This is a genomic window from Streptomyces sp. NBC_00876 (assembly GCF_045207435.1).
In the GTDB taxonomy this organism is placed as follows: Bacteria; Actinomycetota; Actinomycetes; order Streptomycetales; family Streptomycetaceae; genus Streptomyces.
Map to the genome: position 1 here is coordinate 2750693 of NZ_CP108800.1, position 25938 is coordinate 2776630.

General features: G+C 72.0%; 18 protein-coding genes. 14 read left to right on the plus strand and 4 right to left on the minus strand.

Annotated features, from left to right (window positions below; translation table 11 throughout):
* Positions 1-324 precede the first annotated feature (324 nt).
* The 8 genes from OG782_RS12055 (at position 325) to OG782_RS12090 (ending at position 11906) form a co-directional block, all read left to right on the plus strand.
* Positions 325-1725 (plus strand): hypothetical protein, encoded by a 1401-nt coding sequence (locus OG782_RS12055; protein WP_406450139.1) that lies wholly within the window; start codon positions 325-327, stop codon positions 1723-1725.
* A gap of 11 nt (positions 1726-1736) precedes the next feature.
* Positions 1737-2801 (plus strand): glutamate ABC transporter substrate-binding protein, encoded by a 1065-nt coding sequence (locus tag OG782_RS12060; RefSeq protein ID WP_406450141.1) that lies wholly within the window; start codon positions 1737-1739, stop codon positions 2799-2801.
* A gap of 111 nt (positions 2802-2912) precedes the next feature.
* Positions 2913-4247, plus strand: coding sequence for a hypothetical protein (locus OG782_RS12065; protein WP_406450143.1), 1335 nt, complete (start codon positions 2913-2915; stop codon positions 4245-4247).
* Between the two features lie 103 nt (positions 4248-4350).
* Entirely contained in the window at positions 4351-7101 is a 2751-nt protein-coding gene (locus tag OG782_RS12070) for a tetratricopeptide repeat protein (RefSeq protein ID WP_406450145.1), read from the plus strand.
* The gene (locus OG782_RS12075) at positions 7098-8396 is read left to right on the plus strand and encodes a PP2C family serine/threonine-protein phosphatase (protein ID WP_406450147.1); all 1299 of its coding nucleotides are present in this window, start codon (positions 7098-7100) and stop codon (positions 8394-8396) included. The genes OG782_RS12070 and OG782_RS12075 overlap by 4 nt, the downstream gene beginning before the upstream one ends.
* Positions 8397-8506: 110 nt before the next feature.
* A complete protein-coding gene (locus OG782_RS12080) occupies positions 8507-9865 on the plus strand; it encodes a vWA domain-containing protein (RefSeq protein ID WP_406450149.1) in 1359 nt (452 codons plus the stop codon).
* Positions 9866-9972: 107 nt separating this feature from the next.
* Positions 9973-11253, plus strand: a complete 1281-nt coding sequence (locus tag OG782_RS12085; protein ID WP_406450151.1) for an FHA domain-containing protein — start codon at positions 9973-9975, stop codon at positions 11251-11253.
* Between the two features lie 200 nt (positions 11254-11453).
* Positions 11454-11906, plus strand: a complete 453-nt coding sequence (locus tag OG782_RS12090) for a MarR family winged helix-turn-helix transcriptional regulator (RefSeq protein WP_406459008.1) — start codon at positions 11454-11456, stop codon at positions 11904-11906.
* On the opposite strand, the gene OG782_RS12095 is transcribed toward OG782_RS12090, so the two are convergent.
* Positions 11907-13019, minus strand: coding sequence for an NAD(P)/FAD-dependent oxidoreductase (locus OG782_RS12095; RefSeq protein WP_406450153.1), 1113 nt, complete (start codon positions 13017-13019; stop codon positions 11907-11909).
* 222 nt (positions 13020-13241) lie between these two features.
* Here OG782_RS12095 and OG782_RS12100 point away from each other — a divergent pair, with 222 nt between their 5' ends.
* The 5 genes from OG782_RS12100 to OG782_RS12120 all read left to right on the plus strand — a co-directional run bounded on the left by OG782_RS12100 (position 13242) and on the right by OG782_RS12120 (position 22011).
* Positions 13242-13646 carry a globin gene (locus OG782_RS12100; protein ID WP_406450155.1) on the plus strand — a complete coding sequence of 135 codons (405 nt, stop codon included), beginning with the start codon at positions 13242-13244 and terminating at the stop codon, positions 13644-13646.
* Between the two features lie 165 nt (positions 13647-13811).
* Positions 13812-17132 carry an FtsX-like permease family protein gene (locus OG782_RS12105; RefSeq protein ID WP_406450157.1) on the plus strand — a complete coding sequence of 1107 codons (3321 nt, stop codon included), beginning with the start codon at positions 13812-13814 and terminating at the stop codon, positions 17130-17132.
* A gap of 1 nt (position 17133) precedes the next feature.
* The gene (locus tag OG782_RS12110) at positions 17134-19947 is read left to right on the plus strand and encodes an FtsX-like permease family protein (RefSeq protein ID WP_406450159.1); all 2814 of its coding nucleotides are present in this window, start codon (positions 17134-17136) and stop codon (positions 19945-19947) included.
* Entirely contained in the window at positions 19944-20906 is a 963-nt protein-coding gene (locus OG782_RS12115) for an ABC transporter ATP-binding protein (protein ID WP_406450161.1), read from the plus strand. Before OG782_RS12110 ends, OG782_RS12115 begins: the two co-directional genes overlap by 4 nt.
* 55 nt (positions 20907-20961) lie before the next feature.
* Positions 20962-22011: a DUF2804 domain-containing protein gene (locus tag OG782_RS12120; protein WP_406450163.1), complete on the plus strand. Its 1050-nt coding sequence runs from the start codon at positions 20962-20964 to the stop codon at positions 22009-22011.
* Positions 22012-22030: 19 nt separating this feature from the next.
* Here the strand turns inward: OG782_RS12120 and OG782_RS12125 are convergent, their stop codons facing one another.
* From OG782_RS12125 to ettA, 3 genes are read right to left on the minus strand one after another with little or no spacing between them, the layout of a single operon-like run.
* Positions 22031-22714, minus strand: a complete 684-nt coding sequence (locus OG782_RS12125; RefSeq protein WP_406450165.1) for a hypothetical protein — start codon at positions 22712-22714, stop codon at positions 22031-22033.
* A complete protein-coding gene (locus tag OG782_RS12130) occupies positions 22711-23133 on the minus strand; it encodes a thioesterase family protein (RefSeq protein WP_173313310.1) in 423 nt (140 codons plus the stop codon). Before OG782_RS12130 ends, OG782_RS12125 begins: the two co-directional genes overlap by 4 nt.
* 5 nt (positions 23134-23138) lie before the next feature.
* Entirely contained in the window at positions 23139-24803 is a 1665-nt protein-coding gene (gene ettA / locus OG782_RS12135) for an energy-dependent translational throttle protein EttA (RefSeq protein ID WP_406450167.1), read from the minus strand.
* A gap of 291 nt (positions 24804-25094) precedes the next feature.
* Here ettA and OG782_RS12140 point away from each other — a divergent pair, with 291 nt between their 5' ends.
* Complete coding sequence (locus OG782_RS12140) at positions 25095-25931, plus strand: hypothetical protein (protein ID WP_406450169.1); 837 nt, start codon at positions 25095-25097, stop codon at positions 25929-25931.
* The last annotated feature ends 7 nt before the right edge of the window (positions 25932-25938 follow it).

Sequence of the window (25938 nt, forward strand, 5' to 3'; positions counted from 1 at the left end):
GGCTGTGCCGGAGGCGTCCCGTAACCTTCGGGTTGCGGGGCGCCTTCTGCGTACGGGAACCGATCTGTCGCCCCGGACGTGTTCATGGGTGGGGAGACCGCTCCGCTTCGGAGAATTGCGTCGCCGATCGTCTTGATCGATGGCGTTGGCCTTGATCGAATGCTGTTGACTGCAGCTGATCAGAGTTGGCTGTTTCATGGACCGGTGCAGGATCCAGGTGTTCCTGATGTGAATGCCGGTCCCTGCGGCCATACTTCTGGCCGGGTACCAGTCCCCCGATCGGCCGGGGGGCGGGCCGCCGTCAGTGACCGAGGGGGAGGTCAAGTGACATACCCGCCGAATGTGCGCCCGGCGCCGCACCGCGCGCCGGAGCAGCCGCCTGCGCCGGCTGCCGCACCCGTGCCGCCGCAGCACAGCGCACGGGCCGTGGTGACCGAGCGGCTGCGCGCCGCGGCGACCACCGAACCGGGCAGGCTCCAGATCATCGGGGCCGTGCTGGCGCTGCTCGTCGTCGCGTTCGGGGCCGTGACGGCGTTCGAGATCAACGACCGCGCGACCGCCGCGAACGACGTGGTGGAGCGCAGTCAGCCGCTCAGCGCGGACGCGGCGGACATCTACCGTTCGCTGGCCGACGCGGACGCGGCGGCCGCGAGCGGCTTCCTGGCCGGACCGCAGGAACCGCGCGCGGTCCACGATCAGTACGTGAAGGACATCGAGGACGCCTCCCGGCTGCTGGTGAAGGCCGCTGCCAACACGGACGCGTCGACGAAGTCCGGCCACGAGATCACCGAGCTCAACAAGGAACTCCCGCAGTACACCGGGCTGATCGAGCGCGCCCGCGCCAACAACCGGCAGGGGCTTCCGCTGGGCGGCGCCTATCTCCGGTACGCGAACCAGAAGATGGCCAATGACCTGCTGCCGGCCGCCGAGCGGCTGTACGCGGCCGAGACGGGCCGGCTCGGCCAGGACTACCGCTCCGCACGGGTGTGGCCGTTCTTCTCCCTGGGCGTCGGCATCGTCGCGCTGGCCGTGCTGTTCTGGGCGCAGCGGCGCAACTACCGCAGGACCAACCGGGTGTTCAACCACGGTCTGCTCGCGGCGACCGCGGCGGCGACCGTGGTGCTGCTCTGGCTCGCGGTGGGACACACGGTGGCCCGGTCCGATCTGGCCGAGGCCAATACACACGGGCAGCAGTCCCTGGACGTGCTCAACCGGGCGCGCATCGACTCGCTGAAGGCGCGCGCCAACGAGAACCTCACGGTGGTCGCCCGGGGCGCGGTGCTCACCGCGGACGGCAAGAACGACAAGTACGAGACCGACTACGGCACAGGCATGAAGGCCCTCGTCGAAGAGCTGGACAAGGCCGCGAAGCTCGCCGATGACACCGACGACGCCGAGGGGGGCAAGCCGGTGGCGGATGCCATCTCGGCTGTCACCGAGTGGCAGAGCCGCCACCGGACCGCACGCAAGACCGACGACAGCGGCGACTACGACACGGCGCTGGAGCAGATCATCGGGCCGGAGAAGTCGACGGGTGAGTCCTTCAACCAGGTGGACACCGCGCTGCGGAAGGCCCTCGCCCACGAGCAGAGCCAGTTCACCCAGGCCGCCGAGGACGGGCGCGGGGCCCTGGGCGGACTGCCGATCGGCGCCGCGGCCCTCGCCGTACTGGGCGCGGTGGCGGCGATCGTCGGGGTCAACCGCAGGCTCTCGGAGTTCCGGTGACAGGGGGAGCGATGACAGGGAAGGACCCGCGGACGGGCCCCAGGAGTGGCCCGGGGGGCCCGCTGCGCAGGCTGCGCGGCTGGGGCGGGGTGAGCGCCATGGCCGTGGCCTGTGCGGTGACGGCTTCGCTGACCCTGCTGCCGCTCTCCCACGGGGGCGGGGACGCCTTCGGCGCGAAGGTCTCGGGCCCCGGTGCGTCGCACGCCGTTCAGGCGCGGGCCGACAACTGCACGGACCCGGACGCCAGCCTGCGGCCCTCCAGCGCGGACGGTCCCGCCATCGAGAGGATCAAGGCGCGCGGCAAGCTGATCGCCGGTGTCGACCAGAACAGCTTCCAGTGGGGTTTCCGTGACCCCGAGTCCGGGACGCTCAAGGGCTTCGACATCGATCTGGTGCACGCCATCGCCAAGGACATCCTGGGCGATCCGGACAAGGTGATCTTCCGGGCGATCCCGACCAACCAGCGCATCGCCGCGCTGGAGAACGACAAGGTCGACGTCGTCGTCCGGACGATGACGATCAACTGTGCCCGGTTGAAGCAGGTCTCCTTCTCCACGGCCTACTTCCAGGCCGGTCAGCAGGTCCTCGCGCCCAAGAAGGATTCGACGATCACGGGATTCAACTCCTCGCTGGCCGGCAAGCGGATCTGCACCGCCGAGGGCTCCACGGCGTACGAGGCGCTGGAGAACGAGTCGTTCGGCTCCGTCTTCAAGGACAAGCACGACGGCACCGAGGCCGACGAGGACGAGCTCACCGTCCCCAACCAGCTGGACTGCCTGGTGCGGCTCCAGATGGGCGAGGTCGACGCGGTCGTCACGGACAACGCCCTCGCGGCCGGCCAGGCCGCCCAGGACCCGGCCGTGGAGCTCAAGGGCGACAAACCCTTCACCACCGAGTACTACGGCGTGGCCGCGAAGAAGGGTGCGGACGACCTGGTGGCCCGGGTCAACCAGGTACTGGTCGGCTACCGCGCCGGGGGGACGAACAGCCCCTGGATGGAGTCGTACCGCAACTGGCTGGAGGACGGCCTGCCCGGGATCACGGCACCGCCGGCACCGAAGTACCGGGAGAACTAGGGCGTTTCGTTCGGATCGGGCCGGACCGGGGAGCACGGACACCCGGCCGCCGGACCGGCAGTACTGATCCTGCCGGGCCCCCGCCCGGCAGGGAGAGCGGAGAGGTGATCGATGGGCGTCGCGGGCCCCTTCCCCAGCTACGCGGCCCGGCCCCCCGGCCCGGTCATGGACCGGGACGAGGCCGACCGTGCGCTGGCCCGGCTCGGCGCGGAGCACGAGGCGATCGAGACCTCGCTCCTCGCCCTCCAGGACCACGCCGGCCGACGGCTCCTGGAGGGCGCCGACCTCACCGGTGTCACCAAGGAGCGCTGGAGCGCCACCGAGCAGTCGATCACGCTGCTGTGGGGCTACTTCGACGCGTACGCGGGGGCGCTGAACAAGGCACGCGAGGTGCGGGCCCGGCGGCGCCATCCCAACCGCGAGGATCTGGTGGCCCTGACCGAGCTGCTGCGCGGCCAGGGCGTCACGGTGGCGCATGCCGCCGCCGGTCACGACCCGTCGATCACCGGCCCGGCCCGGCTCTCCGAGCGCTTCACGCTGGAGGAGCTGGTCAACCGGATGAACGAGCTGTACGCGCGCTCGCTCGACATGGTCGTGGCCTCCGACTCCGTGTGGTCGGCGATGCCCGCCCGGATAGATCTCCTCGCCGCCGAGCTGCGCCGCACCCATTCGCTGGCGCACTCGGTCGGCGTGCGGCCCGGGGAGCATCCGGCGGGCGACGACCTGGAGTCGATCACCCAGGAGCTGACCACGCTGCGGGTACAGGTGATCTCCGACCCGCTGGCGTTCTGGCTGCCCGGACCCGGCAGTTCGGCGCCCGGCGGCGGGCGTCCCGACACCACGCGCTACGACCGGGCGGCCCGGGCACTGGACGAGGTGCGGCGCGAGGTCGAGGCGGTGCTCGCCGTCCGGCAGGACGCCGAGCAGCGGCTGGTCCAGCTGCGCGACGTGCTCTCCCGGGCGGACCGCACGCTGGCCGAGGCCAGGGCGGCGCGCGGCGAGGTGCTCGCGAAGATCGCCGCCTCCGAGGTCCCCGTGGTCAACGGCCCGCCGACCGCGCTCCAGGAGCGTCTCGCGGCGGCCTCGGAGTACCGCAGGCACGCCCAGTGGCACCGGCTCTCACCGCTGCTGGAGTCGCTGGAGCTGCAGGCCGGGGAGGAGCTGCTGCGGGCCCGCGAGCAGCTGACGGCGGTCACCGCGCCGCTGGCCGTGCGGGCGGAGCTGCGCGGCAGGCTCGACGCGTACAAGGCGAAGGTGGCCCGCAACGGCCTGGCGGAGGACCTGGTCCTCATCGAGCGCTACGACGCGGCGCGCCGGATGCTGTGGAGCGCCCCGTGCGATCTGCGGGTCGCCGCGCTGTCGGTGCAGCGTTATCAGGACGCGGCGCTGGAACTGCTGGCCGGGCGCCGGGCGTCCGGTCCAGAGGACCGGCGGGGGCATCCATGAGCCGGACGGGGCCCCTGGAGCATGTGGGGCACATGGTGTGCATGACGGGTAGTGACGGAGCATCGTGGCCGCCGCGGCGGCGGGGCGAACAGGGGGAATGACCATGAGTACGCAGTGCCAGCGCCCCGCGTGCGAGGGCAGTTACGAGGACATGGGCGGCGGTGAGCTGTACTGCGACACCTGCGGGCTCGCTCCGGTCGTCTCGCCGAACGGAATGGTGAGCTCGCCGCCCACCGGCATCGCGGGCGGCGGCAGGGGCAGCAACAGCTCTTCGTCCCGCAGCAGTTCGCAGGCCTCGTCCAGGGCCTCCTCGCGGTCCTCGTCGCGCTCGTCCACCTCGCGGCGTTCGGTGTCGGGGAGGCTCTCGCGCGCCCTGTCGGGGAGCGTCACATCGCGTTCGGTGTCGGTGCGCTCCTCGGCCAAGTCGGCCGGCGCATCGGGCCGCAACCGGCTGGGTGCCGGGCTGGTGCTCGTACCGGATGTGCCGCGTCCCGATCCGCGCACCGCCGTGATGGAGAACCCGGAGGTGCCCGAGCGCAAGCGGTTCTGCTCGCGTTCGGACTGCGGGGCGCCGGTGGGCCGGGCCCGGGGCGAGCGGCCGGGGCGTACGGAGGGTTTCTGCACCAAGTGCGGCCACCCGTACTCCTTCGTGCCCAAGCTTCAGGGCGGCGATGTCGTCCACGGGCAGTACGAGGTCGCGGGCTGTCTGGCGCACGGCGGGCTCGGCTGGGTCTATCTCGCGGTGGACCGCGCGGTCTCCGACCGCTGGGTGGTGCTCAAGGGCCTGCTCGACACCGGTGACCAGGACGCCATGGCGGCGGCCATCTCCGAGCGCCGGTTCCTCGCCGAGATCGAGCACTCCAACATCGTCCGCATCTACAACTTCGTCGAGCACCTCGACCAGCGGACCGGTTCGCTCGACGGCTACATCGTCATGGAGTACGTCGGCGGCAAGGCGCTCAAGGAGATCGCCAACGAGCGCCGCACCGCGGCCGGCAAGCGGGACCCGCTGCCGGTGGAGCAGGCGTGCGCGTTCGGCATAGAGGCGCTGGAGGCCCTGGGCCATCTGCACAGCCGCAACCTGCTGTACTGCGACTTCAAGGTCGACAACGCGATCCAGACCGAGGACCAGCTGAAGCTGATCGACATGGGCGCGGTCCGCCGGATGGACGACGATGAGTCGGCCATCTACGGCACGGTGGGCTACCAGGCGCCGGAGGTGGCGGAGGTCGGGCCTTCGGTGGCCTCCGACCTGTACACGGTCGCGCGGACGCTCGCGGTGCTCACGTTCGACTTCCAGGGCTACACGAACGTCTTCGTGGACTCGCTGCCGGACCCGGACAACATCGAGGTGTTCCGGACCTACGAGTCGTTCTACCGGCTGCTGGTACGGGCCACCGACCCCGATCCGGCGCGGCGGTTCGCCTCCGCGTCGGAGATGGCGGAGCAGCTGACCGGCGTGCTGCGCGAGGTGGTGTCGCTGCAGACGGGGCGCCCGCGTCCGGCGCTGTCGACGCTGTTCGGCGCGGAGCTGCGGGTCACCGACACGGAGCTCTTCACCATCCTGACGGGCGAGGTGTCGCGCCTGGGGGCGCGGGCCCCGGAGCCGGGCGGGTCCGGCTTCCTCGGGCGCCGCCGGGGCGGGGCGGCCGCCGCGGCGCCGGCCCTCCCGCCGGCCGCGGCGGGGGCCCCGTCCCCGGGCGCGCCCGGCGCGCTGCCCGCCGGTCCCCCGCCTCCGGCGTACGCCGCGGGAGCCGGGCCGCTGACCGCCCCGCCGACGCACGTCCGCGGCAACGGCGGCGGCGCGTCCCCGTACGCGCAGGCCCAGGCGGCCGTTCCCGGCCCCCGGGTCCCCGTCGCGAACCCGGGCACCCTGGCAGGGGTGGCCGTCGCGGGCGCGCCCCGGCTGGCCGGGCTCGATGTGCGGGGGACCTCACTCGCCCTGCCGGTCCCCCGGGTCGACGCGAACGACCCCAACGCGGGTTTCCTCGCGGGCGTGATGGCGTCGGCGCCCGCCGAACTCATCGCCGCCCTGCAGTCCGTGCCCACCGCGTCGCTGGAGACCCGGCTGCGCGAGCTGCGGGCCACCCTGGAGATGAACGACGTGGGCGCCGCGGCCGGCACGCTGGCGGCGCTGGAGGCGAAGCACCCGGACGACTGGCGGGTGGTCTGGTACCGCGGCCTCACCTCCCTGGTGACCGGTGACAAGGAGAACGCGGCGCTGTCCTTCGACGCGGTCTACGACGCGTTTCCCGGGGAGCCCGCGCCCAAGCTGGCCCTCGGCATCTGTGCGGAGGTGCTGGGCCAGCTGGACAACGCCGCCGAGTACTACCGGCTGGTGTGGATGACCGACCCGAGCTTCGTGAGTGCGGCGTTCGGCCTGGCCCGGGTACAGATCGCGGCCGGGGACCGGGCCGCGGCCGTCAGAACGCTGGAGTCGGTGCCGGAGGCATCGATCCACTACACGGCGGCCCGGGTGGCCGCGGTGCGGGCGCGGCTGCGCGAACGGGCCCCGGACGAGCCGCTGATCGCCGATCTGATGGCCGCGTCGGCCCAGGTGTCGGGGCTGGCCGGGCTCGGTCTGGACGCGGTGCGCCGGGAGCGGCTGTCGACCGAGGTGCTGGGCACGGCACTGGACTGGGTACTCTCCGGTAGCCCTTCGGCTCCGCAGCCGGCCGGGTTCGCCGGGCCGCAGGGGCCGAAGACGCTGCTCGGCAGTGAGTTGGACGAGCGCGGCCTGCGGTTCGGGCTCGAGCGTTCGTACCGGATGCTCGCCCGGCTGGCTGAGCCCGGCGACGAGAGGATCGAACTGGTGGAGCGGGCCAACCGTTTCCGCCCCCGAACGTGGGTGTGAACATGTCGCAGAACGACCAGGAGACTGCCTTGTCGAGGTGTCCCGGCTGCGAGGAGCCGCTGGAGCCCGGAGACCTGTTCTGCGGTGCGTGCGGGTACGACCTGTCGGCCGTGCCCGAGCCGCCGCAGGACCGGCCGACGATCGCCATCGCCACGCCGGGACCCGGTGCGGGGGCGGCCCCTGCGGCCGGTCCGGTGGCCGGTTCCGCCGCCGTCGCGGAGAGCCCGGCCCCGCCCTCGCCCGCCGGGGCCCCGTCGGAGGTCCGCTTCGACGGTCCGGACGCGGCCGGCGACTTCGAGCTGGCCGCTCCCGGGGCGGCCGGCGCTGCGGCGCCGCCCGATCCCCGTACCTCCCCCGACCCCGCTCCGGCCCCGCCCGCCGGCACGAAGGTGTGCGTGGCCTGCCGGGCCGGGCGCGTCGACAACGACGGCTACTGCGAGAACTGCGGCCATGCCCAGCCGCGCGAGCGCGACCACATGGAGCAGGAGCTGGGCTCGGTCGCCGCGGTCAGCGACCGCGGTCTGCGTCATCACCGCAACGAGGACTCGTTCGCGGTGTCCACCACCGCGCTGCCGGACGGCTCCCCCGCCGTCGTCGCGATCGTCTGCGACGGGGTGTCGTCGGCCAGCCGCCCCGACGAGGCGTCGGCCGCCGCCGCGAGCGCGGCCAACGAGGCGCTGCTGAACGCGCTGCCGCTCGGCACGCATCCGCAGCAGGCGATGCACGAGGCGATCGTCGCGGCCGCCGAGTCGGTCAACCTGCTGGCCCAGGAGCCCGGCCAGGCCCAGGAGCAGGATCCGCACCGCCATCAGAACGCCCCGGCGTGCACGCTGGTCGGCGCCATCATGGCGAGCGGTCTGCTGGTCGTCGGCTGGGTCGGCGACAGCCGGGTGTACTGGGTGCCCGAGGACCGCTCCACCCCGCCGGCCCGGCTCACCGAGGACGATTCGTGGGCCGCGCAGATGGTCGCGGCCGGTCTGATGAACGAGGCGGAGGCGTACGCGGACGAGCGTGCCCACGCCATCACGGGCTGGCTCGGCGCGGACGCCTACGAACTGGAGCCGCACACCGCCTCGTTCAAACCGGACCGGCCGGGCCTCGTGGTGGTCTGCACGGACGGTCTGTGGAACTACGCGGAGTCCGCCGCCGAGATGGCGGCCGCGGTGCCCGTCGACGCGTACGAACGGCCCCTGCACGGCGCCCAGGTGCTGGTGGGTCACGCACTCGACGGCGGGGGCCACGACAACGTAACAGTGGCTCTGCTGCCGTTCGCCGTATCGCCGCAAGGGGCATGATCCGCCTGCAGCGGCGGTTGAGTCCCGATCCGTCCGCCCTGTGCACCTCCGATGCCTTTGTCCGTAAAACTGTCTTCATCTGACACGTGGAGCCTCAAGGAGCCGATCAGATGGCCAATTTCTCCAAGTCGAACGTGCCGCAGTTCTCCGTCGAGGTGTATCAGAACGAATTTCTTCCCGAGGGCGGCCGCGAGGTCAACGGCATCATCACGGTCACATCGACCGGAGGCGGCACCACCGGTGGTGTTCCGCTGACGAGCGCGAGCCATGCGCCCTCGCACGTGCCGGGGCAGGCGGCGAACGCCGCAGTAGTGATCATGGTGGACTGCTCGGGTTCGATGGACTACCCGCCGACGAAGATGCGCAACGCCCGCGATGCGACGGCGGCTGCCATCGACACCCTGCGCGACGGCACCGCGTTCGCCGTGGTCGGCGGCACGCACATCGCCAAGGAGGTGTACCCGGGCAACGGGCGGCTCGCCACGGCCGACGCACAGACCAGGGCCCAGGCGAAGGAGGCCCTGCGCCGGCTCAGCGCGGGCGGCGGTACGGCGATCGGGACCTGGCTGCGGCTGGCCGACCGGCTGCTCGGCGCCGCCGAGGTGAACATCCGGCACGGGATCCTGCTGACGGACGGGCGCAACGAGCACGAGGCGCCGGAGGATCTGCGCGCCGCGCTCGACGCCTGTGCGGGCCGGTTCACATGCGACGCCCGCGGAGTCGGCACGGACTGGGAAGTGAAAGAGGTCACAGCCATCGCCTCGGCACTGCTCGGCACCGCCGACATCGTCGCCGACCCGGCGGGACTGGCCGCGGACTTCACGCAGATGATGGAGAACGCGATGGGCAAGGAGGTCGCGGACGTCGCGCTGCGGCTCTGGACCCCGGTCGGCGTGGAGATCAAATTCGTGAAGCAGGTCGCGCCGACGGTCGCCGAGCTGACCGACCGCCGCACCGAGGCCGGCCCGCGCGCCGGGGACTATCCCACCGGCTCCTGGGGCGACGAGTCCCGCGACTACCACGTGTGCGTGCAGGTGCCCGAGGCCGGCATCGGGCAGGAGATGCTGGCGGCCCGTGTCTCGCTGATCCTTCCCGACCCGTCGGGCGGGGCGCCGCAGACGCTTTCGCAGGGTCTGGTGCGGGCGGTGTGGACGGACGACATGGTGGCGTCGACCTCGATCAATCCGCAGGTCGCGCACTACACAGGTCAGGCGGAACTGGCACAAGTCATCCAGCAGGGCCTCGATGCACGCAAGTCGGGAGACTTCGACGGCGCGACGGCCAAACTCGGCCGTGCGGTGCAGCTGGCATCGGCGTCCGGCAACGAGGACACTGCGAAACTGCTTTCGAAGGTGGTAGACGTCGTCGACGCGGCGACAGGTACTGTGCGACTGAAGGCGAAGGTAGCGGAAGCGGACGAGATGACACTCGAAACGCGCTCCACGAAGACCGTTCGCGTCAAGAAATAACCACATATCCGCACTGATCAGCCGCCCGGCCGCACAGGTCCGCCGGGCGGCGAGCAAGAAAAAATGACGGCCCCCGGGGCCGGACGAGGAGAGGGGGAAGCGCCGACATGCCGACATGCCCGAACGGACACCAGTCGGGTTCCGAGGACTGGTGCGAGGTCTGCGGCCACCGCATGGCCGGAGCGGGCGCAGTGCCCCCGCCGCCTCCCCCGCCGCCCGCGCCCGGTTACGGATACCCGCAGGGTTACGACCCCGACGCGACCGCCCAGGCCGAGCTCTGCCCGCAGTGTCGCACCCCGCGGGAGCCGATGGCGCCGTTCTGCGAGGAGTGCCGCTGGAACTTCCTCACGAACACCGCGACGTCGTACACACCGCTGGCCCCGCAGCACGGTCCGGGCGGAGCGGGCGGTCAGGGTCCCGGACTCAATCTGCCGCCGGGCTTCCAGGCCCAGCCGCCGCCGGGCCCGCCGCAGCCGCGCGACCCCTTCGACTACCAGAGCTCCCGCCCCTCGCAGATCAACCGGTCGGCCGAGCCCATCTCCACGGGCCCGGGACAGCCCGGTCCGCCGGGACCGGGTCAGCACCCCTTCCAGCAGGGACCGCCGCCCCCGCCGCCGTACCAGCAGGGACAGCAGGGCCCCCCGCCGCCGCCGTCGTTCCCCCAGGGACAGCAGGGCGGACCGGGCGGACCGGGCTTCCCTCAGGGCTCACCCCCGCCTCCGCCGTTCCAGCAGCAGGGCGCACCGCCGGCGTTCCAGCAGACGGCTCCCCCGGTCTTCGAGCAGCCCGGTCCGCCTGCGCCGCCACAGACCCAGCCCGACGGCGACGACTGGCTGCTTTCGCCGCCGTCGCAGGCCCAGGGTCCGCAGACGCCGGTGCAGCCGCCTTACCCGGGGCAGAACCAGGGCCCGGAGCAGGGCGGTGGCCAGGGCATGGGCCAGGGGATGGGTATGGGGCAGGGCATGGGGCAGGCCCCGTTGTCCACCAGCTGGACGGCGGTCGTCGCCCCGGACCGCGAGTACTTCCTGGCGATGATGCAGCGCAGCGGCCCCGAGGCCACCGGGCTCAACCTGCCCGCGTACTCCCCGGAGCAGCAGCTCTCGCTCTCCGGCAGCCAGATCACCATCGGCCGCCGCCGGCACAGTACGGGCGAGTCCCCCGACATCGACCTGTCGGTGCCGCCGGAGGACCCGGGCGTCTCCCACCAGCACGCGGTTCTGGTGCAGCAGCCCGACAGCAGCTGGGCCGTGGTCGACCAGAACTCCACCAACGGCACCACGGTCAACGGCGCCGAGGAGCCGATCCAGCCCTATGTCCCCGTACCGCTCCAGGACGGCGACCAGGTGCACGTCGGGGCGTGGACGACGATCACGATCCGCCGGGACTGACGAGCGCGAACGGCACATGCGGCCGGCGAGAGGGCTCACGCCTCCTCGCCGGCCGCATTGCTGTCCGCAGGCGGTTCGCAGAGGGATTTCCCAGGCGGCCGACAGAACATAGTTCGTGATACGAATGTCCACTCCCTGTGGGGCCGGACCGTCACCGTCTGCCGTATTCTGGGGGAATGCGAAAGGCCGAGAGTGGGCAGATGGGGGTCGTCACCGCATTGGTGCGGTCCTCATTCCTGGTGAATGCCGTGTACGCCGAGTCCGGGCGGGAACACGGAATCACCGCTCAGCAGGGCCAGCTGCTCTGCGTATTGATGGTGCAGCCGTACGGAATGCGCGAGCTCGGCCGGATGCTGGGGCTGGCGAAGTCCAGCCTCACCGGTCTGGTGGACCGCAGTGTCCAGCGTGGCCTGGTGCGCCGCGAACCCGACCCCGAGGACGGGCGCGCGGTCCGCGTCGCCCTGACCTCGACGGGCGACGAGCTCGCCGATGCGTTCTACCTCGAGACCTGCCGCCGGGTGGAGGCGCTGTCGCACGGACTCGGCGCCCCCGACCGCGAGTTGCTCGCGGCACTCCTCGGCCGCCTGGTACGGGACAACGAAGTGCCGGTCGTCTTCATGGAGTCCGACGAGAACGCCCCCACCGCCCGTTAGTCACGCATCGCGTGCGATGCCGAAGAGATCGGCGAACCGGCCGGTGAAGAGGTCCGCGCCCTTGTACGCACTGACCGCCGACGCCGGCAGGAGACTCGGACCGTCGGGTGTGGGCACCTGCCCCACCCCGCCCCCGGGCCCGAGCGGAAGCAGGACCGAGGGCACCGGGGACGGCCGGTAGACGTCCACGGGCCCCTCTCCGCGCACCTGGGCGAGGATGTTCCGCGTCACCACCTCGGCGTGCTTCATGGCGTAGCCGGCCATCTTGGCCTCGGCCAGGTCGGTGAGGTCACCGATCGCGTAGATGTGGTCGTGCCCCTCGACATTGAGCGCTTCGGTGACCCGGACCCTGCCCTGCGGGGTGCGTACCGCGACCCGGCCGTCGGCGAGGTAGTCGCCGTTGGTGCGCACGCCGTAGCAGCGGAACCAGATGTCGGCCGTGATCTCGCCGCCGTCGGTGGCCACGGTGAACGGCTTCGTCCGTCCCGGCCCGACCGGCGGCTGCTCGCTCAGCACGGTGCCAAGGCGCAGCTCCACGCCGAGTCCGGACAGCTGGCGGAGCAGTTCCTCGCGGAACTCCGGCAGGAAGCCCGGCATCAGCTCCTCGGCCGGGTCGGTGATGATCACGTGCTTGTCCGGCCAGACGGCCTTGATCTCACCGGCCAGCTCCAGTCCGACCGGTCCGGCGCCGGCGATCAGCACCCGCCCGGCGGCGGCGAGTTCGGCATGCGCCTCATGGATCCGCTCCAGCGCCTCGCCGGAGTGATCGGTGTCCATCTTGGCCGGGAAGGGGTAGTCGGAGCCGGTGGCGAGCACGAGGTAGTCGGCTGCGATCCGCTCGCCCGAGGCCAAGGTGACACCGGACGGGTCCACGGAGACGGCACGGTCGCGCCGGACGGTGCCGCGCCCGAGCAGGGTGTCGTAGGGAAAGAAGATATGGCCCGCCCAGTCGGGCTTGACCAGGGCCCGGAGCGATCCCGCCGCATGGACGAACGCGTCCTTGGGATCGATCAGTACGACATCGGTCTCCGCGTCGAGCGCCTTGGCGACCGCCGCACCTCCGTACCCTCCCCCGACGACCACCACGACACGATTCAGATTTCCGCTCGTCATGTTCTCCCCCTCTTCATGTTCTCCCGCCCTCCAGCGAGCCGGTGCACATCATTCGCTACACGAACCACTTAAGTTCGCATCACGAACCGTACTAGTTCGCATCACGAACTGTAAACAGAGAATCCGGCGGCCGGCTCCTCCGAAACGCTTCCCGGGACCGGCCGTCGCGCCCGATGCCCCCGGGGCCCCGTCCCCGGCCGGCGCGTCTGCGACCATGGACGGGTGACTGAGAATCCGCGCGACACGCTGCAGGAGCAGACCTTCTACGAGCTGGTCGGCGGCGAGGAGACCTTCCGGCGCCTGGTCCACCGCTTCTACCAGGGCGTGGCCGGGGACCCGCTGCTGCGGCCGATGTACCCGGAGGAGGATCTGGGCCCTGCCGAGGAGCGCTTCACGCTGTTCCTCATGCAGTACTGGGGCGGCCCGCGCACCTACGGCGACCAGCGCGGACATCCCCGGCTGCGGATGCGGCACGTGCCGTTCCGGGTGGACCGCGCCGCGCACGACGCCTGGCTGAGCCATATGCGGGTGGCGCTGGACGAACTCGGCCTGGCCCCGGAACACGAGCGTCAGCTGTGGGACTACCTCACCTATGCGGCCGCGTCGATGGTGAACACCGAGGGCTGAGAAGCGGTCAACGGTGTGCGGAATGCGGAACTCCGCCGCCGGATAGCGGTCACAATCCCATCAAGGTGTACCCGTAAGCGGTTTCCACGAGCAGGGGCCTTCTGAAAGCATCCAGGCAACGCCGGGGGGCGGGTGGGCGCGATGCGAGTGTGACTAGGGGGCCAGGTGACGGGGTTCGTCTTTCTGCGGGTGAGGGCGCACCGGCTCCTTCTCGCCGCAGCCGTTCTGGCTGTCCTGCTCACCACCTCGGTCCTGGCGGCGCTCACCGCGTTCTCCGGCTCCATCGGCGATGCCGCGCTGCGGCACACGCTCACCCACCGGTCCGCCGCCCCCGCCTCACTCGTCGTATCCGCGCAGGTGGAGCGCGAGCAGCGGGACGCCGCCGACGCCTCGGCGCGCAAGGCCGCGCGCGCCACGTTCGACGGTCTCCCGGTGACCGTGCGGAAGCTGGAGTCCTCCGGTCCGTACGCGCTGCCGCGCAGTCTGCAGGCCCCGGCGGCCCGTCGCGGCGATCCCGATCTCACGCACTTCGCCTCGCTGGACCGCACCCGCGTCCGCCTCACCTCGGGCCGGATGCCCGTCGCGGGGGCCGGGAAGGCCGGTGACCCCGTACAGGTCGCCCTTCCGTCGACCGCCGCCGACGCCCTCGGGCTGAAGCCCGGCGCCCGGCTGAAGGTCACCGACCGGCTGGGCGGCAAGCCGGTGCAGATCCTGGTCACCGGCCTCTACAAGGCCGCGGACCAGGCCGATCCGTACTGGCAGCTGGACGCGCTCGGCGGGCGCGGCATCCGCAAGGTCGTCTTCACGACCTACGGCCCGCTGCTCACCGATCCGGCCGTGCTCGGCTCCGGGCGGACCAGTTCCGGCGAGATGTCGTGGCTGGCCTCCGCCGACTTCCGGACCGTCACCACGGACCGGATGGCCGCGCTGAAGCACTCGGCGACCGCGGGCCCCAAGGCACTGCTCGCCGCGCCGGAGTTCCAGGACGGAGCCAGTGCGCAGACGTCACTGCCCACCGTCCTGGACCAGATCGACCGGTCCCTGCTGGTCTCCCGCTCGACCCTGTCGATCGTGGCGGTGCAGCTGGTGCTGCTCGCCGGATACGCCCTGCTGCTGGTGGCCCGGCTGCTGAGCAGTGAACGCGGCGGCGAGACCGAACTGCTGAGGGCCCGCGGCGCATCGCGCGCCCGGATCACCGCGCTCGCGGCGATCGAGGCCCTGCTGCTCGCCCTGCCCGCGGCCGTCGCCGCCCCCCTGCTCGCCGGACCGCTGACACGGCTCCTGGCTGACCGCAGTGAACTCTCCCGAATAGGTCTGCGGCTCGATACGGGCGTCACGGCACAGGTGTGGCTGATCGCGGCCGTCACCGCGCTGGCCTGCGCACTCGCCGTCGTGGCCCCCGCCCTGGCCGCCAGCGCCGGAGGCCGGCGCACCACCCGTTCCGCCGCGCTGCCCGCACCGGTGCGGGCGGGCGCGGACCTCGCCCTGCTGCTGATCGCGGCGGTGGCGTTCTGGCAGCTGGACCGGCAGACCAAGGGCTCGGGCGGCGGCGCGCTCAGCGGCGACCGCCAGGGCCGGCTGGGCATCGACCCGCTGCTGGTGGCCGCCCCCGCGCTGGCTCTGCTCGCCGGCACCGTGCTGACGCTGCGGCTGCTGCCGCCCGCCGCCCGGCTCGCGGAACGCCGTGCGGCCGGCGGCCGGGGGCTGGCGACCGCACTGGCCGGCTGGCAGTTCAGCCGCCGCCCGTTGCGGGGCGCCGGACCGGTGCTGCTGCTGGTCCTGTCGGTGGCGATGGGCATGCTGGCGATCGGGCAGAGCGCGTCGTGGGACCGTTCGCAGAGCGACCAGGCGGACTTCAGGTCCGGTGCGTCGGTCCGGATGGTCGGCGGCGTCAACGCGGACCCGGCGAAGTCCGGCGCGTACGCGCGGCTGCCCGGCGTACGTGAGGCGGCGCCCGCCTTCCGTACGACGGTGGACCTCTCCGGCGAGCGCACCGCCGACATACTCGCGCTGGACACCGCGCACGCGGACGAGCGGATGCTGATGCGCGACGACCTCGACGACGGTTCCGCGGACCGGCTGTTCGACGCACTCGCCCCGCCCGGCGCTACTCGCACCGGCCTGCTGCTCCCGGAGAACAGCACCCGGCTCCGCTTCGACGCGCGGATCTCCGCCGTGTCCGCGCCCGGCAGGACCTCGCCGTCCGGGATGGGCCCCCTGCTCACCGTGCTGCTGGAGGACCGCTACGGCCTTCCGTACCAGGTGCTCGCCGGCGCCGTGCCGGTCGACGGGAAGGCGCATCCGGTCGAGATCGAGGTGGCCGCGGCCGGGGAACTGGCCGTCACCGGGTTCGAGCTGGACGACAAACAGCCCGTCAGCCGCAGCGAGTCGCACCGGCTCGCCGTGAGCGGACTGCGCACCCTGACGACGGGCGGCGCCGAGCAGCCGGTCCCGGTGCCCCGTTCCTTCCGCTGGCAGGCCGAGGTGTCCAGCGATGTGTTCGGCGACGTACAGCCCGGTGCGGCCGTCCATCCGACCGCGTCGGCCACGGAGCCGCTGGGCCTCGACTACGCCACCGGATTCGTCACGCCCGAGGACGCGGCGACCGCGGTGCCGGGCCTCAACATAAGGATCACCGCCCCCCTGGTCCGGGCCCCGGTGGTGAACGCCGTGGCCACGGACGCCTATCTGAAGGCGGCCGGGGCGAAGACGGGGCAGAACGTCGATGTCACGGTGGCCGGTGAGCAGGTCCGGGTGAAGATCGTGCGGTCCGTGCACCGGCTGCCGACCACCGGGCCCGGCGCCACCCCCTCCGCGGCCACGGGGGAATCGCAGCGGGCCCGGGACGGCGGCGCCCTGCTGCTCGACCTCAGGTCCCTGGGCCGGGTCTTCGCCGAGCGCCCGAACGCGCGGCTCACCGCCACCGAGTGGTGGCTGAGCACCGAACCGGGACGCACCGCGCAGGTCGCGGCCGCCCTCCGCGAGCAGCCCGACACCGATCCCGTACAGGTACAGGTACGCGACGAGGTCGCCCGGGAACTGGTCAGCGATCCGCTGGGCGCCGGCCCGCAGTCCGCGCTGCTCGCGGTGGCGGTCATCGCCGCCGCGCTGGCCGCCGTCGGCTTCGCGGTGGCCGCCGTCGGCTCGCAGCGGGAACGTTCCGCCGAGTTCGCCGTACTGCGGGCCCTGGGCACCCCGCGCCGCCGGCTGGCCCGGATGACCGCGGCCGAACAGGGCGTACTGATCGCCATCGCGCTGCTGGTCGGGGGCGTGCTCGGGGCCGTACTCACCCGGGCGGTCGTGCCGCTGATCGTACTGACCGGGCAGGCGGCCCAGCCGGTGCCCGCGGTGCTGGTGCAGCTGCCGGCCGGCCAGGTGGCCGTCCTGCTGGCCGGGGTCGCCGCACTGCCGCTGCTCATCGTCGCGGCCCTCGCCCTGCGCCGCACCGACCCCGCGATATCGCTGCGCCACCAGGGGGACAACTGACATGAGCCCGCGTTCGAGAACCCCCCGTGCCGCGGCCGCCTGCGCCCCCTGGGTGCGCACCCGGCTGCGTACCGCCCCGGGCGCCGCCTGCGCGCTGGGACTGCTGGTGGTGCTGACGGCGTTCCTCGCCGCCGCGTTCCCCCGGTCCATCGACAGCTACGAGAACAAGGGGCTGCGCCACGACCTCAGCGTCGTCGAGCCCAGGCGCGGAGTCCTGGAGCTGAGCGGCCCCCAGCCCGGCCTGGAACTGCCCGTGGTGGCGCGCGAGGACTCGGTGAGCCGGGCCACGATGGCGTCCGCCAACCGCAAGATCCTGGCCGCGCTGCCCGACCCGGTGCTGCCCGACGCCTCCCAGTCCGCCTACGGGGTCCGCACCTCGGACCCGATCGCGGCCGGCGAGCCGTGGTTCCCCCGCCCCTACGGCCTCGACCCCCAGCTGACCTACGCCACCCAGTCCGCGCTGCCCGAGCACTCCACCCTGCGCAGGGGCAGGTGGCCGGCCGTCCACGGCAAGGTCACCATGGAGACCACCCGGCTCGAGGCCGCCGTCACCGAGCAGACCGCGAAGGCGCTGCGGATCGAGCCCGGCTCGACCGTCGCCGTCCCCACCCGGGGCGGCAGGACGCTGACGGTACGGATCACCGGAATCGTCACCCCCCTGCACCCCGAGGCCGCCTACTGGTCGGCCGAGCAGCTGCTCCGCACCCCGTCCCTGGTCGCCAAACCCACCAAGGAGACCCCGCGCTACTACTGGACGGCCGCACTGCTGCTGCCGCCGGACGCCGCACCGGCCCTGCTCGCCACCACGGGCCAGCCCGAGCTCTACTGGCGGATCGCGCCGGACGGTTCACGCCTCACCGCGCTCGACGTACCGCGGCTGCGTACGGCGGTGGCCTCGCTGGAGGGCGGTCCCGGACTGCTGGAGATGCGCGGGCTGGCCGGCGACACGATCACGGTGACGACCGACCTCGACGAGGTCCTGACGGCGTACGACGGCATACGGTCCGCGATCCGTCCGGTCGTCACGGTCGCCGCCGTCGGCATCGGGGCCGTCGCCGCCGTCGTCCTGCTGATGACGGGCGGTCTCATCACCGGCCGCCGCCACAGCGAACTGGCGCTGCTGCGGGCCCGCGGCGGGTCGCTCACCGGAATCGGGGGCCGGCTGCTCGCCGAGACCGCGGTGACGGCCGTGCCCGCCGGGGCCCTGGGTCTGCTGCTCGCGGTCCTGGCCGTCGGCGAGGCCCGGCTGTGGCCCGCGGCGGCCGGCGCCGCAGCGGTCGTCGTATTGGTGTGTGCCGCGCTTCCGCTGCGTACGGCGCTGCTGCACCGCACACCGCAGCTGCACGGGGCCCGTGACGACCTGGCGACCGCCCGTCCGTCCCGGCGGCGCACCGTCGCCGAACTCACCCTGCTGGTGCTGGCCGCCGGCGCCGTCGCCGCCCTGCGCCGGCGCGGCACGGACGGCGCCGGCGGCACGGACCTCCTGATCAGCGCGGCCCCCGTGCTGGTCGGACTGATCGCGGCCGTGGTCCTCGTCCGGCTCTATCCGCTGCCGCTGCGGCTCGCCCTGCGTTCCGTGGCACGGCTGCGCGGCGCGGTCGGCTTCCTCGCACTGGCCCGTGCGGGGCGCGCCCCGGCCTCCGGCACCCTGCCGCTGCTCGCGCTGCTGGTCGCGCTGACCACCGCGGCGTTCGGCGGCTCGGTACTCGCCGGCGTCGCGGACGCCCGGGACAGCGCGGCGGTACTCGCCACCGGCGCCGATGCCCGGATCAGCGGCCAGGGCGACTCCGTACCGCTGCCCGGTGATCTGATCCGCAGTGTGCGAAAGGCGGACGGGGTACGGGAGGTGGCGCCGGTCCAGATCGAGTACGGGGTCGCGCTGCCGTCGTCCGAGCGCGGCTTCGAGGAAGCCAAGGGCGCCACCCTGATCGGCGTGGACCCTGCCACGTACGCCCGGCTGGCCCGCTCCACCGGCCTCGGCGCCTTCCCCGCCGACCGGCTGAAGGCCGGCGGCCCGGCGACGCCGAAGGGCACGCCGCCGTCGAAGGACCGGGTCCTTCCGGTGCTCGTCTCGCCGTCCGTCGCCGAGCGGCTCGGTGACCGGCCGCGCGATCTGCAGTCGCTGGCCGGGGACTTCAAGGTGCGGGTGGCCGGAACGGTGGCCCATACGCCCGCCGTCAACGACAGCTCCTTCATCGTCGTCGACGCCGCCTCCCTCACTCATCGCCAGACCACCGCACTGCTACTCACGGGTGACCGGCTGGACGCGAAGAAGCTGCGCACGGCGGCCGGCCGCGCGGGCAAGGACCTCTCCGTGCAGCTGCGTTCCGAGGCGCGTGCGTCGTACGTCGACACCCCGATGCAGCAGGGCGCCGAACGGATCTACACGGCGGCCATCGCGGCCGGCGCCGGGTACGCCCTGCTCGCCGTCCTGCTCTCCCTGTTGCAGACCGCCCCGGAACGCACCACGCTCCTGGCGCGGCTGCGCACGATGGGGCTCACCTCCCGGCAGGGCGGGCGCCTCCTCGGTTTCGAGGCCATGCCCCAGGCCCTGCTCGCCGCCGTGGGCGGGCTGCTCGTCGGCCGGGCGACCATCGCGCTGCTCGCACCGGGCATCGATCTGGTGCGCCTCGCGCTCTCGACCGGTCCCGGCTCCGGCCTGCTGGACACCGCACCGCTGCGGACCGACCCGTGGTCCCTGGTCCTCCCGGCGCTGGGCGTGATCGTCCTCGCCGCCGTCGTGGCCGGTGTGCAGGCCTGGTGGACCGGGCGCCGCGGATCGATCACCGAACTCAGGGCAGGAGACTCCCGATGACCACGCCGTCGACCCAATCCACGCTGGCGGAGCTCGAACAGCGGGCCACCGCCCGCCGCGACCGGCCCTCGTACGGGCACGACGCGCTGATCGCCTGCGACCGGCTGGTCCGTATCTTCACCACCGACGGGGTGGAGGTGCAGGCCCTCCAGGGCCTCGATCTCCTCGTCACCGAGGGCGAGTTGCTGGCCCTGGTCGGCGCGTCCGGCAGCGGCAAGTCGACGCTGATGAACATCCTGGCGGGTCTCGACGAGCCCACGGCGGGGGCGGCGAAGGTGGCGGGCTGCGATCTGCTGTCCATGGGCCAGAAGGAACGGCTGCGCTACCGCCGGGATGTCGTCGGCTTCGTCTGGCAGCAGACCGCCCGCAACCTGCTCCCCTATCTGACCGCGATCCAGAACGTCACCCTGCCGATGCAGCTGCGCGGCCGCGGCCGCAACCGCGAACGCACCGCGCGCGCCGAGTCGTTGCTGAAGATGCTGGAAGTGGCCGACTGCCGCGACCGGCGCCCGCAGCAGATGTCGGGCGGCCAGCAGCAGCGCGTGGCGATCGCGGTCTCGCTGGCCAACTCCCCCTCGGTGCTGCTCGCCGACGAGCCGACCGGAGAGCTGGACTCGGCCACCGGCGAGCAGGTCTTCGGCGCCTTCCGCCGCGCGAACGAGGAGCTCGGCACGACGATCGTGATCGTGACGCACGACCAGGCGGTCGCCAACGAGGTCAACCGCACGGTGGCCATCCGCGACGGCCGCACATCCTTCGAGGTGCTGCGCCGCACGGAGGTCGACGCGGCGACGGGCCAGGAGTCCCAGGTGGCACGCGAGTACGCGATGCTCGACCGGGCGGGCCGGCTGCAACTGCCCGCGGACTACACGCAGGCGCTGGGCATGGAGCACCGCGTGATGCTGGAACTGGAACAGGACCACATCGGAGTGTGGCCGGACGGCCCCAAGCCGGAGTGAGCGGGGCCGCCGGGGGGACGGCCCGATCCGAACGAGAGACTCTAGGATCGGGCGCATGACGACGTCCGAACGCGAGATCACCGAGCCGGTCGACCTCTGTCTGCCCGACGGCAGCCTGAATCCGGCCGCTGTCGGCTGGTCCCGGACGCCCCTTCACCGCGCCAATCTGCGCGGCTGGGGCCGGACGAAGCGCTGGGAGTACTGGTGCGTGACGACGCCCACCCACCTGGTGGCGCTGACCGTCAGCGACCTCGACTTCCTCGCCCTGAACACCGTCTATCTGCTCGAATACGGGCCGGGCGGGCTGGAGTCGGAGCGTACGGCGATCATCCCCGGCGGCTTCGGCGTCGAGCTCCCCGACACCGTCGCGGGCGCACCGGGCTCCAGGGACGTGGTGGTCGGACCCGAGCGGCCGTCCGCCGGCAAGGTGCGTATCGAGATCACCGACGAGAACGCCGGCACCCGGCTGAGGGCCCGCTGCCTGACCCCGGACCTGCTGCCGCTGGAGGTCGATCTCCTGGTCGCCCGGCCACCGGGGCACGAATCGCTCTCCGTCGTGGTGCCCTGGAGCGAACAGCGCTTCCAGTACACCTCCAAGCACACGGCGCTCCCCGCATCCGGCCGGGTCAGGATCGGCACGGAGGTGCTGATGTTCGACGAGGGCGACACCTGGGCGGTCCTGGACCACGGCCGCGGACGCTGGCCGCGCACGGTCGACTGGAACTGGGGCGCCGCCTCAGGGCGCACCGGCGGCCACACGGTGGGCCTCCAGTTCGGCGGCCGCTGGACGGCGGGCACCGGCTCCACGGAGAACGGGCTCTGCGTGGACGGCCGGCTCACCAAGATCGGCGAGGAGCTGGACTGGCAGTGGTCCACGGCCGACCCGCTCGCTCCCTGGACCATCCGTACACCGTCGTCCGACCAGGTGGACCTGACGTTCACCCCGTTCCACAACCGGGCTGCACGCACCGAGGCCGGCCTGATCGCCAACCGCACCGACCAGTGCTTCGGCCACTACGACGGACGGATCCGCGCGGACGACGGCACCGAGATCGCCGTGGAACGGCTGCTCGGCTGGGCCGAGGACGTCCGCATGCGCTGGTGAGGGCCCTACCGGCCAGGCCCTAACCGCCTACGGAGACGCCGAGCGACCCCAGTGCGCCGCCCGCGCCCGCCCGCCGCAGGGCGATCGAGCCGAACGGGGTGCGCAGCCGCAGCCAGGCCCCCGCGGCGAGCAGGGCGACGGGGAAGTCGGGGGCGGCCCGGAGGAAGCCCAGGGACTGCGCCGCGTGCACGGCGCGCAGCGGGAGCTCCGTGCCGTCGACGGTCCGCGACCAGATGTCACGCCCGATGAGATCGCGCTCCGCCCGCGTACGCCGGTCCTCGGGCAGGGCCTCGTCACGGGCCCGGAACTCCGCCACGGCGGCGGTCAGCGCCGCGCGCAGGGAGAGGGGGTCCGGCAGCCCCGGCAGCTCCTGCCACCCACCGCGCGGGGGCAGCACACCCGTCCACGGCGGCCCGGTGACCGGTGCGGGAACGGCACCGGAGCCGGTCGACTCCTCGAGCGATTCGAGGAGTTCGCCGGCGGAGACGGTCACGTCGAAGTCATGCGTGTCCGCCAGCCGCACCGCACGGATCGCCAGGACCTCGAACGACGGCGGCCTGCCGAACACGGCGAGCGCGCCGCCGCCGGCCTGCAGCCGTACGGCCGCGGCCCGGTCGTAATGGAGCAACCGCCCGAGGAAGGCCGCGAGATCCGCGGCCTCCCTCGCGTCGGTGAACAGCAGCGACTGCACAGGTGCCGTCATACGGCGGCGGGCTCCTCGGCCAGGAACTCCTGGAGGAAGAGCTTCTCCTCCGCGGAGATCCGCCGGGGCCGCTCCTCGGCCAGGTTGTACGGGACGACCACGGTCGACGCACGTACGTACACCTGGTCCGGGTCCTTGATCTCGTACGCGATCGTGAGCGAGGCGGCACCTATCTTCGTGACCCACGACTCGACGGTCACCGGCGCGTGCCGGTGGACCAGCGGGCGCACGTAGTCGATCTCGTGCCGGGCCACGACGGAGCCGCCCGAGAAGGACGGCGAGCCGTCCCCCGGCGCCAGCCGGAACATGAAGTCGATGCGCGCCTCCTCCAGATAGCGGAGGAAGACCACGTTGTTCACGTGGCCGAAGGCATCCATGTCCGACCAGCGCAGCGGGCAGCTGTAGATGTGACGAGCCAAGACGATCAGCCTCGCGTGAGCTTCTTGTACGTGGCACGGTGCGGACGGGCCGCGTCCGCGCCGAGACGCTCGACCTTGTTCTTCTCGTACGACTCGAAGTTGCCCTCGAACCAGTACCACTTGGACTCGCCCTCGTACGCCAGGATGTGCGTGGCGACGCGGTCCAGGAACCAGCGGTCGTGGGAGATGACCACGGCCGCACCGGGGAACTCCAGCAGCGCGTTCTCGAGCGAGGAGAGGGTCTCGACGTCGAGGTCGTTGGTGGGCTCGTCGAGGAGCAGCAGGTTGCCGCCCTCCTTGAGCGTCAGCGCCAGGTTGAGGCGGTTGCGCTCACCGCCGGAGAGCACACCGGCCGGCTTCTGCTGGTCCGGGCCCTTGAAGCCGAACGCGGAGACGTACGCCCGCGACGGCATCTCGACCTGGCCGACGTTGATGTAGTCCAGCTCGTCCGAGACGACGGCCCAGAGGGTCTTCTTCGGGTCGATGTTGGCGCGGGACTGGTCGACGTAGGAGATCTTGACCGTGTCGCCGACCTTGATCGCGCCGGAGTCCGGCGTCTCCAGGCCCTGGATCATCTTGAACAGCGTGGTCTTGCCCGCGCCGTTCGGACCGATGATGCCGACGATGCCGTTGCGCGGCAGCGTGAACGACAGGTCGTCGATGAGGACCTTGTCGCCGAAGGCCTTCGAGAGGTTCTCGACCTCGACGACGATGGAACCGAGCCGCGGGCCCGGCGGAATCTGGATCTCCTCGAAGTCCAGCTTCCGCATCTTGTCCGCCTCGGCCGCCATCTCCTCGTACCGGGCGAGACGCGCCTTGGACTTGGTCTGGCGCCCCTTGGCGTTCGACCGCACCCACTCCAGCTCTTCCTTGAGCCGCTTCTGCCGCTTCTCGTCCTTGCGGCCCTCGACCTTGAGGCGGGTGGCCTTCTTCTCGAGGTACGTGGAGTAGTTGCCCTCGTACGGGATGGCGCGGCCGCGGTCGAGCTCGAGGATCCACTCGGCGACGTTGTTCAGGAAGTACCGGTCGTGGGTGACGGCGACCACGGCGCCCGCGTACTTCGAGAGGTGCTGCTCCAGCCAGTTCACCGACTCGGCGTCGAGGTGGTTGGTGGGCTCGTCGAGCAGGAGCAGGTCCGGGGCCTCGATGAGCAGCTTGCAGAGCGCGACGCGGCGCTTCTCACCACCGGAGAGGTTGGTGACGGCCCAGTCGCCGGGCGGGCAGCCCAGGGCGTCCATGGCCTGCTCCAGCTGAGCGTCCAGGTCCCACGCGTTGGCGTGGTCCAGGTCCTCCTGGAGCTTGCCCATCTCGTCCATGAGCGCGTCGGAGTAGTCGGTCGCCATGAGCTCGGCGACCTCGTTGAACCGCTTGAGCTTGCCCATGATCTCGGCGGCACCGTCCTGGACGTTCTCCAGTACGGTCTTCGCTTCGTCGAGCTTGGGCTCCTGCATGAGGATGCCGACGCTGAACCCGGGCGACAGGAAGGCGTCACCGTTGGACGGCTGCTCCAGACCCGCCATGATCTTCAGCACCGTGGACTTACCGGCACCGTTGGGACCCACCACACCGATCTTCGCGCCGGGCAGGAAGCTCAGCGTCACGTCGTCAAGGATGACCTTGTCGCCGTGCGCCTTGCGTGTCTTGCGCATCGTGTAGATGTACTCAGCCAAGAGAAACCGTCCGGCAATCGATGAGTGGGCAGATACACCCCATCTTGCCTGACGGCTACCTCCTGACGGAAACCCGTATCGGCTGGTGACCGTGACCTGGGCCTACGCCAGCTCAGGCTTGTCGGTGATTCGTCACTGGCTGTCGCCGTCGATCGCTGGCGAGCACCCTCGCACGGCCCAGGGAATCCCGAAGAACCCGCTCGGAGACCGGCGCGAGCAGCCCTATCCCACCCACCAACCAGCTTCGAGCCATATACGGGCATTCAGCCACCAAAAGGCTAGGGTCGAGCGGTGAGCCGAATCGAGAGGACCGCCGAGGGTGCGGGGCCGTTCACGACGCGGCTGACCTGGCGCCTCGGCGACGGAGGCACCGCGGTCTGGGAGTCGCGGCGGGCGCGCAAGCGCGGCCTGCTCACCGTGCGGGCAGCGGGCGATTCGCAGCCCCGCTCCCGAAGAGCGGACAGCGCGTCGGTCAGTCGTCTCCGCAGGCTGAATGCCATGGCGGCGGGTGCGTTCGCGGTGGGTGGGGGCTTATTCGCCTCAGGGGCCGCGGTGGCGCAGTTCGGCCCAGGCGACGTGACGGGGGCCTGGATCTACTTCGTCGGCGGCCTGTTCTTCAACACGGGCGGGTATGTGTCGCTTCTCCAAGCGGTCAACGCTCCTCGCCAGGACAACGAAGTCGGGGCGCTTGCCGCTCGGCGCTGGAGATGGTGGAGCTACGAGCCCGGTCGCATCGACTGGCTCAGTACCTTCCTGCTATTCGTGGGAACGCTCGTGTTCGGCATCAACCTGCTGAGTTCCTTGTTGCAGGGGCTTTCGGCGCAGCAGGCGAACAGACTGATCTGGGCCCCCGACATGGTCGGGTGCGCACTGTTCCTCGTTTCGGGGCACCTTGCTCTGGTCGAGGTCTGTCACGGCCGTCCGGGCATCCGAGCCCGCGATCTCGGCTGGTGGATCGTTGCCGTCAATCAGCTCGGGTCCGTGCTCTTCCTTGGCGCGGCACTGGCCGACTTCACCCGCCCCGCCACGGGAAGCGTCGTGAACGTCGACATTGCCAACTGGGGCACACTCACGGGAGCACTGTGTTTCTCCGTCGGAGGGGTGCTCCAGTACTTCGAGCGCCCCTGATCCCAAC